Annotated in this window: 11 protein-coding genes; 7 read left to right on the plus strand and 4 right to left on the minus strand. The window is 69.7% G+C overall.

Translation table 11 applies throughout. From position 1 onward, the window contains the following. Positions 1-736 (minus strand): Mur ligase family protein (locus tag OQF71_RS12290; protein WP_280588012.1); only part of this gene is annotated, 736 nt, incomplete at its 3' end. A gap of 154 nt (positions 737-890) precedes the next feature. Between OQF71_RS12290 and OQF71_RS12295 the strand changes: the two genes are divergently transcribed. From OQF71_RS12295 to OQF71_RS12305, 3 genes are all read left to right on the plus strand, one after another. Next, positions 891-1,967 carry an ABC transporter ATP-binding protein gene (locus OQF71_RS12295; protein ID WP_280588013.1) on the plus strand — a complete coding sequence of 359 codons (1,077 nt, stop codon included), beginning with the start codon at positions 891-893 and terminating at the stop codon, positions 1,965-1,967. Continuing rightward, entirely contained in the window at positions 1,964-2,719 is a 756-nt protein-coding gene (locus OQF71_RS12300; protein ID WP_280588014.1) for an ABC transporter permease, read from the plus strand. The genes OQF71_RS12295 and OQF71_RS12300 overlap by 4 nt, the downstream gene beginning before the upstream one ends. 114 nt (positions 2,720-2,833) lie before the next feature. After that, positions 2,834-3,007, plus strand: a complete 174-nt coding sequence (locus OQF71_RS12305) for a zinc ribbon domain-containing protein (RefSeq protein WP_280588016.1) — start codon at positions 2,834-2,836, stop codon at positions 3,005-3,007. A gap of 20 nt (positions 3,008-3,027) precedes the next feature. Here OQF71_RS12305 and OQF71_RS12310 read toward each other — a convergent pair whose 3' ends face one another. The 3 genes from OQF71_RS12310 to OQF71_RS12320 form a co-directional block, all read right to left on the minus strand. Next, positions 3,028-3,483, minus strand: a complete 456-nt coding sequence (locus OQF71_RS12310) for a pyridoxamine 5'-phosphate oxidase family protein (RefSeq protein WP_280588018.1) — start codon at positions 3,481-3,483, stop codon at positions 3,028-3,030. A 182-nt stretch (positions 3,484-3,665) separates the two neighbouring features. Next, on the minus strand, positions 3,666-3,821 hold the full coding sequence (locus OQF71_RS12315; protein WP_280588019.1) for a hypothetical protein: 156 nt from the start codon (positions 3,819-3,821) through the stop codon (positions 3,666-3,668). Positions 3,822-3,916: 95 nt separating this feature from the next. After that, a complete protein-coding gene (locus OQF71_RS12320; protein ID WP_280588020.1) occupies positions 3,917-4,552 on the minus strand; it encodes a helix-turn-helix domain-containing protein in 636 nt (211 codons plus the stop codon). Between the two features lie 185 nt (positions 4,553-4,737). On the opposite strand from OQF71_RS12320, the gene OQF71_RS12325 reads away from it, so the two are divergent. From OQF71_RS12325 to OQF71_RS12340, 4 genes are all read left to right on the plus strand, one after another. Then, entirely contained in the window at positions 4,738-5,127 is a 390-nt protein-coding gene (locus OQF71_RS12325; RefSeq protein WP_280588022.1) for a helix-turn-helix domain-containing protein, read from the plus strand. A 73-nt stretch (positions 5,128-5,200) separates the two neighbouring features. After that, on the plus strand, positions 5,201-6,880 hold the full coding sequence (locus OQF71_RS12330; protein WP_280588023.1) for a PAS domain-containing protein: 1,680 nt from the start codon (positions 5,201-5,203) through the stop codon (positions 6,878-6,880). 117 nt (positions 6,881-6,997) lie between these two features. Further along, a complete protein-coding gene (locus OQF71_RS12335; protein WP_280588025.1) occupies positions 6,998-9,112 on the plus strand; it encodes an acetate--CoA ligase in 2,115 nt (704 codons plus the stop codon). Beyond that, on the plus strand, positions 9,109-9,828 hold a 720-nt coding region (locus tag OQF71_RS12340; protein WP_280588027.1), incomplete at its 3' end, for an AAA family ATPase. The genes OQF71_RS12335 and OQF71_RS12340, both read left to right, overlap by 4 nt.

Raw genomic sequence — 9,828 nt, forward strand, 5'->3', positions numbered from 1 at the left:
CCGCGTGGGCGGGCTCCGAACCGGAATCGTCGCCGGTTGCCGCGTCGCCGTCGGTCCCCCGGTCCGCGTCCGCCCCGACCACCGTCGCGACCGGCGCACCCGCCTCGTCGGCGACCTCGCGGACAACGCCGAGCGCCTCGCCCTCGCAGGCCGTTACGAGGGGCGCGCCCGCGTCGGCGATCCGGGCCTTGGTGCGGGCGATCTCGGCGATCGTGTCGCCGAGGACGGCGGTGTGTTCGAGCGAGACGTTCGTCACGGCGGTCGCGACCGGATCGACCGCGCTGGTCGCGTCGTACTCGCCGCCGAGCCCGACCTCCAGCACCGCGACGTCGACGTCGCGGCGCGCGAAGTCGCGGATCGCCATCGCCGTGACGACCTCGAAGAAGGTGAGCGGCTCGCCGACGGCCGCGCGCTCGACGAGCCACGGTTTCGCCTCCACGACGAAGTCGGCGATCGCGTCCCCGGTCATCGCGAGCCCGTCGACGCGGACGCGCTCGGCGAGCGCGGAGAGGTGCGGCGAGGTGTAGAGACCGACCGAGAGCCCGGCCTCGCGCAGGATCGATTCGGTCATGCGCGCCGTGCTCCCCTTCCCGTTCGAGCCGGCCACCTGCACGAACGGCACGTCGTCCTCGGGGTTGCCGAGCCGGTCGAGCAGCGCCGCGATCCGCTCGGTCCCCGGCTTGACCGAGAAGCGGCGGAGGTCGAAGAGGAACGCCGCCGCCTCGTGGTAGTCCATGTCCGTGGGTCGGCGTCGCCTCGCTTAGGCGTAACGGACCGGGGCGGATCGGGTCGTCGCCTCCGGCCGCGGGGGCGACCCGATCCGCCGAGACTACCCGCGCCGCCCGTCGCGAAGAGCAACTCTTACGCGCGCGGCAGCCCGACCCGGTCGCATGAACGAGACTGCGGCCGCGTCGGCGGCCGAGGGGGCGCCGCGAGGACGCGGCTCCGACGCCGATCCGGCCCTCGTCGCGGAGGGCGTTCGGCGGTCGTACGGCGACGTCGTCGCGCTCGACGGGGTCGATCTCCGGGTCGAGACCGGCGAGGTGTTCGGGCTCATCGGTCCGAACGGCGCGGGCAAGACCACGCTCGTCCGCGCGCTGACGGGCACGACCGACGCCGAGGGCGACCTGCGCGTGTTCGGCGTCTCGCCCCGCGAGGTCGACCCGCAGCGCGTCGGCCTCCTCCCGCAGTCGTTCGATCCGCCCGAACGACTCACCGCGGCCGAGCTGGTCGACTACTACGGCGGGCTCTACGACGACGCCCGCGACGTCGGGGGCGTCCTCCGAGACGTGGGGATGGCCGACGACGCGGACGCGTGGTACGAGACGCTCTCGGGCGGGCAGCAGCGCCGGACTTGCGTGGCGACCGCCATCGTCAACGACCCGGACCTCCTCTTCCTCGACGAGCCGACGACGGGGATCGACCCGGCGGGCCGACGGTCGATCCACCGCCTGATCGAGCGGCTCGCCGACGGCGGGACGACCGTCTTCCTCACGAGCCACGCGATGGACGAGGTCGAGCGGCTCGCCGACCGCGTCGCCCTCCTCCGAGACGGCGCCGTCGTCGCCGTCGGTCCGCCGGACGAACTGATCGCCGAGCACGGCGGCGCCCCCCGGCTTGACGTGACCCTCGACGGAACCGCAGACGAAGCGGTCGTCGGGCGCGTCGAGGCGGGCCTCGCCGGCGACGCCGCCGTCGAGTCGACCCGCGACGGGCTGCGGGTCCGGGGCGTTCGACCCGAAGCGATCGGGAGCGCGGTCGACGCTCTCGATACGGCCGGCGTCGCTTTCGAGTCGCTCGCGTGGTCCGAGCCCTCGCTGGAAGACGTCTACCTGCGTCTCACCGGCGAGGAGTACTCGCCGCGGGAGAGAGCAGTTCGAGACGAGGAGGCGATCTCGAACGAGGAGGCGGCCGCGGCGCCGGACGGAGGCGCCACCGGCGACGACCCCGACGGAGGCGACCGATGACGCGGGTCGGCCGGGTCCGAACCGAGGCGGCCGCGGCGTCGCGGTCGTTCCTCCGCCGGCGGACGGCGGTGTTCTTCACGTTCTTCTTCCCCGTGATCCTCGTGGTGATATTCGGCGCCTTAGTCCGCACGCAGCCCACGGGCGGGGGGCTGTTCGCGGAGCCCGCGGGGTACTACATCCCCGGCTATCTCGCGGTCGTCGTCCTCTTCACCCCGCTCTCCCGGGTCGGTTCCGAGATAGCCCGGCACCGCGACGGCGGGCGGTTCGAGAAGCTGGCGACGACGCCGATCTCGCGCGGGGAGTGGCTCCTCGCGCACACCCTCGTCAACGTCGCGATTATCGGAGCGGCGAGCCTCCTGATCTTCGGGCTCGTGCTCGCGGTGACCGACGCCGAGCCGGTCGTCTCGCCCGCGCTCGCCGTCCTGCCAGTCTTCGTCGCCGTCGGCGTCGCGCTGTTCTGCGGGCTCGGGGCGGTGCTCGGCGCGCTCACGGACTCGCAGGACGGCGTGATCGCCGCGAGCAACACGGTCGCGCTCCCGCTCCTCTTCCTCTCGGAGACGTTCGTGTCGCCCGAGCTGTTGCCGGCGTGGTTCCGGCCGGCCGTCGCCGCCTCGCCGCTGACCTACTTCGCGCGCGGGACGCGAGCGATCGTCCACGATCCCGGGCCGTGGGTCGGCGATCTCTCCGTCCTCGCGGCCCTCGCCGTCGCCTTCCTCGCGGTCGGCGCGTACGCGGTTCCGAGAACTGACTGAGGCTGGCGAGAGGTGACCGAGCGGGCGGGAAGCGTATCGGTCTGGGGCGTCGCGGTCCCCGAAGCCGGTCATTTATATCGCCCGGTACCGTCCCGGAGAGACGAGAGAGGTCCAGTGTTGACCGTTCAATTCACCTGTTCGGACTGCGCGCAGACCATCGAGGTCAACGAGGAGATGCGGGAGACGATCCTCGCGACTGGCTGTCCGGTCTGTACGACCGACGCCGGCGAGGAGGACTTTTCCGGTGACGCCGGCGAGGACGAACTCGACGACGCCGACGACGGATAGCGACGTTCCTCGCGGTCCGCCTACTCGCCGTCGCGCTCGACGACGATGGTCCGTCCGGTGAGCCGCTCGGGAGTGAACCGGTAGAGGTCGATGTCGAGGTCGGGCTTCCCGTCCGCCCAGATCTCGAAGAGCGGACGGCGGGTCTCCCCGTACTGCGCGATCGTCTCGGGCGTGAGCTCGTCGAGGTCGACCCGGTGGAGCGTGCCGACGCCGACGACGCTGCCGTACTCGTCGCCGTTCTCCTCGTACACCACGATCCGCGCCTGCGGGTTCGAGGCGAGGAACTCACGCTTCTCGCTGTCGGGCGTCGACACCAGTCGGAGGAACGCGTCGCGGGACGCCTCGTCGAATCCGTAAGAGATCGGGATCGCGTACGGCGTCTCGTCGCGCGCGAGCGACAGCACGCCGGTCTCGTGACGCGAGAGGAACGCGTCGACCTCCGCGTCGGTCATCTCGACCTCGCTGTTCGTCGCCATACGGGAGGGTCGGTGTACGCCCGGATAAAGGATACGAGACGGACCGGGGGCGTAGGGGCGGCGAGGCGGGCGGAGGTCCGCGCGGTCGACGGTCGAAGGCGATGCGGTCGACGGTCGAAGGCGATGCGGTCGACGTAGGTGGGAATAACGACGGAAGAGACGACGCAAACGACCGGGAGCCGTTACGCGGTCTGGGGGTCGGTGATGTCGCTCTCGGTGACGGGTTCGCCGCAGACGACGCAGCCGACGTCGAGCAGCGTCGCCCGCATCGCGTCGTCCACCTCGATCGACCGACGACACTCCGGGCAGACGAACGTGTGAGTCCCTGGACTCGTCATGAATACGAGTACGACACAGACACTCATGAAGGATGGTTTGGATTCCTGAATTTTCGGAATCCGGTCAACGGCGGCTCTCGGCCGCACGCGACCGCTCAGTCCAGTAGCGACGAGAGCAGCTTCCGCTGTGCGGCCGCGATGTGCTCGCTGAACGTCGAGCGGTCGATACCGATCGACTCGGCGACTTCGCCGGCGTTCGACCCCTTGGGGTGATCGAAGTAGCCGGCGTCGTAGGCGGCCGTGAGCACCCCGCGCTGACGCTCGGTGAGGTCGCTCCGGTCGACGGTGACCAAGTCCGACTCCTCCGGCGACGACGACGACTGGAGGAGCCGCAACACCTCCATATCCGGAGACGACTCTCTGAACGCGTCGAGCACCGATCGGAGCGTCGGGAGGTCCGTCGCGTGGAACGTGACGAGGAGCCGCCCGTCTCGGATAGTCGTCTCCGACACCGGGAGTCCGTGGCGGTCGAGCACCGCGAACGGAGAGGCCTCGTCGGCGTCGACCTCGAACCGGTAGGCCGCCTTGACGCCGTAGTCGAAGACGACATCGACCCCCTCGGGCACCGACAGGTCCGCGTCGGCGATGAACTCGAAGACGACTGCCCCCGCGGCCCCGTTCGGCGCGCTGCGCGCGACGCTGTAGATCGGCGTGGAGCCGTCGGCGACCCCCTCAAACGGCGAGGGCGCCTCCGTTGGGAGCGAGACCTCCGCTCTGATGCCGGTTCCCATCTGCGTCCGTCCGTGACCGTCCCCGGGCAAAACGTTGACGCCGCGGACTCGTCGGCGACCGCCTCCGCCGGTTCGACTCCTCGCGGCTCGCGGGGGTCGGCGACGCCCCCGTTCGTGGGTTGCTTATAAAACACCCCTCATATGCAGGGGTGGTGTTGGGGTGGGTGGAGCCGTTACCTACATCCATGAAGCGACAGGCCTCGTACGCGACCGGACCGACGACGGCGACAGAGGGAGACGAGACGCTCGACGCGACCTTCGACGCCCTCGCTGACCCCGACTGTCGAGCCATCCTCGGCGCCGCCGACGCGCCGATGACGACGAGCGAACTGGCGGACGCGTGCGGCATCGCGCTCTCGACAGCCTACCGGAAAGTCGAACGGCTCAGCGAGACGCCGCTGTTAGTCGAAGGCGTCCGCTTCGACCCCGAGGGAGATCACGCCGCCGAGTACACCCGCGGCGCCACCGACGCGGCGATCGAACTCGGAGAGGACGGCGTCACGCTGACCGTCGAGGACGGGGGCCTCGACTCGCTCGCCGCGACCGCGGAAACGACCGGAATCTCGGCCGACTGAGTTTCCTACGGATCTTTTCCCTCGTGATAATCGGGCAGTCAGGCTTATCTGCCGGCTAGCAAACCTCCTTTGCATGCGTGACGGGCCGGACCCCGAGACCCTCTTAGACCTCGCTCAGGACAAGGTCGTGGTCCTCGACGAGAACGGGGTCTACCGTCATCTGAACGCCGCGAGCGTCGATATGATCGGGTTCGAGCCGGACGAGCTCATCGGGACGGACGCGTTCGCGCTCGTCCATCCCGAGGACGGGGAGCGGCTCCGGGAGACGTTCGCGGCGATCGTCGCCGGCGGCCCCGAGCCGGACGAGCCGCTCGAATACCGCTACGCCACCGCGGACGGCGGGTGGGTTTGGCTCCGGACACGGGTGCACACGCCCGCGTCGACGGGGATCGACGGCTACGTGTTGACCTCCCGCGACGTGACGAGCGAGGTGGAGTCGCGGCGCCGGTTAGAGACGATCGCCTCGGTGTCGACGGACGTGTTCTGGATGTTCACCGCGGACTGGTCCGAGCTGTTGTTCGTTAACGACGCCGTCGAGCAGATGTACGACATCTCCGCCGAGCGGCTCGAACGCGATCCCCGGACCTTCCTCGATTCGGTCCACCCCGAGGACCGGCCATACGTCGAGCGAGCGATGGAGCGGCTCTCCGCCGGCGAGTCGACGCTGATCGACTACCGACTCGGAACGGCCGACGCGGCCACCCGATGGGTCCGAGTGCCCGGCGAGCCGGTCGTGGAAGACGACGAAGTCGTCGCCGTCACCGGCTTCGCGCGCGACGTCACGGACGAATACCGCCGCGATCGACAGCTCGCCGTGATGGACAACCTGCTCCGCCACACGATCCGCAACGACATGAACATCGTCGACGGCACCGCGGAGCGGATCATCGACCGCGTGGCGACAGCAGCGGGCTTCGCCCCCGAGGCGTGGGGTGGCGACGGGTCGGAGACATCGGACGAGTCGCCGTCACCGAGCGATCCGGCCGAACTGGTCGAACTCGGGGCAGATATCACGGAGTACGCGGAGACTATCCGCCGGATCGCCACCGAGCTACTGACGACCGCCGAGAAGCAGCGCGGCGTCATCGACCTGCTCCGTCAGCGCGGCTCCCCTCGGTCGGTGGAGATCGCGCCCGTCGTCGAGGAGGCGGTCGACATGGTCGTCGACGACTTCGGCGACCGCGACGAGATCGACGTCAGCTACCACGAACCGACCGTCGACGGACTACGCGGCGACGGGGCGACAGCCGACGGCGAGGCCTTCGCGAGCGTCTCGGTCTCGTACCCCACTGACGCGCAGGCGTTCACGCACCCGGAGTTGGATTACGCGATCGCCGAACTCGTCGAGAACGCCATCGAACACGCGGAGTCGGCGCCTCGCGTCCGGATCGGCGTGACGGAGACGGACGAGGCCGTCGAGATCGCGATCCGCGACAACTGTCCGCCAATCCCGGCAGAGGAACGGTACGTCATCACAGATCGGTGGGAGATGGACGACCTGCGCCACACCGGCGGAATGGGGCTGTGGCTCGTGTACTGGGTCGCGAACCGGTCCGGCGGGGACCTCTCCTTCGACACCCACTCGAACGGGAACGTGGTCACGCTCGCCGTCCCGAACGTCCGACGGGAGGCGAACGGCGATTCGCTCGCGTCGGGGGCCGATCGGCCGCGGACGACCGCGGACCGCGGAGGCGACGCCGAGAGACGGGACGGCCCCGGTCCGGAAGCGGGGAGCGGGGCGGAACTCGACTGAGAACACGGACCGGGCGACACCGACTCGGGCCGAATACTCTCCGATCGTTCGTTATTAACTCGGCTACGAAAACGTTCCCACGGATCTTAAGCCAGCGGTTCGCGTAGTTCCAACTTGATGGGTACGCTCAACGAGATGTTCGACCCGGATCGGGTCGCCGTCGTCGGCGCGACCTCCCGCGAGGGAGCCGTCGGTCGCGCCGTCACGTCGAATCTGCTCGACGACTTCGACGGCGACACCGTTCCCGTCAACCCGAACTACGACGAGGTGCTCGGGACGCCTTGCGTCGACGACGTGGCCGACGCCGACGCCGACGTCGCGGTGATCGTCGTGCCGCCCTCGATCGTGTTGGACGCGATCGAGGCGTGCGGCACGGCGGGCGTTCGCAACGTCGTCGTGATCACGGCCGGGTTCGGCGAGACGGGAGAGGACGGGGCAGCGAGGGAACGGCGCCTCGCGGAGCTAGCCGACGAGTACGACCTCAACCTCGTCGGCCCCAACAGCCTGGGGATCATGTCGACGCCCTCGGGCATGAACGCGACGTTCGGCCCGGAGAACGCGCTCCCCGGCGGGCTCTCGTTTATGAGCCAGTCGGGCGCGTTCGTCACCGCGGTCCTCGACTGGGCCAACGACAACGGGATCGGGTTCAAAGACGTCGTCTCGCTCGGGAACAAGGCCGTCCTCGACGAGACGGACTTCGTGGACCACTGGGGCGACGACGGAGAGACCGACGTGATCATCGGGTATCTGGAGGGGATCGAGGACGGCCGCGAGTTCATCGAGGCCGCCCGCGAGACGACCCAAGATACGCCGATCGTCGCCGTGAAGTCGGGGCGAACGAGCGCCGGCGCGCAGGCCGCCTCCTCGCACACCGGCACCCTCGCCGGCTCCGACAAGGCGTACGAGGCCGGGCTCGACCAGGCGGGCGTCATCCGCGCCGAGTCGGTCGACGAGCTGTTCGACTCCGCCGGTATTCTCGGGAGCCAGCCGCTCCCCGACACCGACAGCGTCGCCATCGTCACCAACGCCGGCGGCCCCGGCGTGATGGCGACCGACGCCGTCGGCGACGCCGACCTCGACATGGCGTCGTTCACCGCGGAGACGAGCGACGCGCTCCGCGAGTCGATGCCGGAGGAGGCGAACATTCACAACCCCGTCGACGTGATCGGCGACGCCGACGTGGAGCGGTTCCGCGAGGCCCTGGAGATAACCGTCGCCGACGACAACGTCGGGGCCGCCCTCGTGCTGGCCGCGCCGACGGCGACGATCGACTTCGCTGAGCTCGCGGACGCCATCGAGGCGGTCAGCGAGGAGATGGACGCCCCCGTCGCCGCCTGTCTGATGGGCGGCGACCGGACGCGCGAGCCGAAACAGCAGCTCCAGGCGCGGGGGATCCCCTGCTACTTCGATCCCGCTCGCGGGATCGAGAGCCTCGCGACGCTCGCGGAGTACCGCGACATCAGGGAGCGCGAGTACGCGACGCCGATGTCGTTCGATGTCGATCGCGAGCGCGCCCGCGAAATCTTGGGAGCGGTGCGCGACCGCGACGACAACCGCCTCGGCGTCGAGGCGATGGAGCTGCTGGACGCGTACGGGATCCCCACGCCCGCCGGCGAGATCGTCGACACGCCCGAGCGCGCCTCCGAGGTCGCCGCCGGGATCGACGGCGACGTCGTGATGAAGATCGTCTCGCCGGACATCCTCCATAAGTCCGACATCGGCGGCGTCGCCGTCGGCGTCGAAGACGGCGAGGTGGCGGACACCTACGAGGATCTGATCACCCGGGCGCGCAACTACCAGCCGGACGCGACGGTCCTCGGCGTGCAGGTGCAGGAGATGGTCGACCTCGACAACGGGGTCGAGACGATCGTCGGCATGAACCGCGACCCGCAGTTCGGCCCGCTCCTGATGTTCGGGCTCGGCGGCATCTTCGTGGAGGTGATGGAAGACACCACCTTCCGCGTCGCGCCCGTTTCGGAACCGGAGGCCCGCGAGATGACCGAGGAGATCCAGTCGGCGCCGCTGCTGCGGGGCGCCCGCGGTCGCGATCCGGTCGACGTCGACGCCGTCGTCGAGACGATCGGCCGGCTCTCCCAGCTGGTCGCGGACTTCCCGGCCATCTTGGAGCTCGATATCAACCCGCTCGTCGCACTGCCCGACGCCGACGGCGGCACGAACGCCGCCGCCGTCGACGTGAGACTTACGGTTGACCCGGAGGAACTCGACCCATGACAGACACACCCACGACACTCGTCACCGCGACCGGAGAAGGAGTCGGAAAGACAGCGATCACCGTCGCGCTCGCGCGGCTCGCCGCCGACCGCGACCGTAGCGTCGGCTACATGAAGCCGAAGGGGACGCGCCTGCAGTCGAACGTCGGCAAGACGCTCGACCAGGACCCCATGCTCGCCCGCGAGGTGCTCGGCCTCGACTCCGAGATGCACCAGATGGAGCCCGTCGTCTACTCGCCGACGTTCGTCGAGGGCGCGATCCGCGGCACCGAGGACGCCGACGCGCTCAGCGACCGGATCCGCGAGGAGTACGAGGAGCTCTCGACCGACCGCGACCACATGTTCATCGAGGGCGGCGGCAGCTGGACGACCGGCGGCGTCGTCGACCTCACCGACGTCGACGTCGCGGAACTGCTCGACGCGCGGGTGGTGCTCGTCGCCGGATACTCCTCGCCGAACGACCTCGACGACGTGCTGGCGGCCGCCGACGCCTTCGGCGACCGGCTCGTCGGCGTCGTGTTCAACAAGGTCTCCGACGACGCGTTCGATTCGCTGGACCAAGACGGGATCCCGTTCCTCGAGTCGAAGGGGATCACCGTGTTCGGCGCGATTCCCCACGAGAAGGAGCTCGCCGGCGTCACCGTCGGCGAGCTCGCCGACGAACTCGGCGCCGAGCGATCTCTTATACACATCTACGAGCCCGCGAGACGAAGGGGA

It is taken from the genome of Halorubrum sp. Boch-26 (assembly GCF_029889805.1).
Classification (GTDB): domain Archaea; phylum Halobacteriota; class Halobacteria; order Halobacteriales; family Haloferacaceae; genus Halorubrum.

Coding starts and splice junctions, on each gene's coding strand:
- OQF71_RS12295 (WP_280588013.1), top strand. CDS start 891: ATGAACGAGACTGCGGCCGCGTCGGCGGCCGAGGGGGCGCCGCGAGGA.
- OQF71_RS12300 (WP_280588014.1), top strand. CDS start 1,964: ATGACGCGGGTCGGCCGGGTCCGAACCGAGGCGGCCGCGGCGTCGCGG.
- OQF71_RS12310 (WP_280588018.1), bottom strand. CDS start 3,483: ATGGCGACGAACAGCGAGGTCGAGATGACCGACGCGGAGGTCGACGCG.
- OQF71_RS12315 (WP_280588019.1), bottom strand. CDS start 3,821: ATGACGAGTCCAGGGACTCACACGTTCGTCTGCCCGGAGTGTCGTCGG.
- OQF71_RS12320 (WP_280588020.1), bottom strand. CDS start 4,552: ATGGGAACCGGCATCAGAGCGGAGGTCTCGCTCCCAACGGAGGCGCCC.
- OQF71_RS12325 (WP_280588022.1), top strand. CDS start 4,738: ATGAAGCGACAGGCCTCGTACGCGACCGGACCGACGACGGCGACAGAG.
- OQF71_RS12330 (WP_280588023.1), top strand. CDS start 5,201: ATGCGTGACGGGCCGGACCCCGAGACCCTCTTAGACCTCGCTCAGGAC.
- OQF71_RS12335 (WP_280588025.1), top strand. CDS start 6,998: ATGGGTACGCTCAACGAGATGTTCGACCCGGATCGGGTCGCCGTCGTC.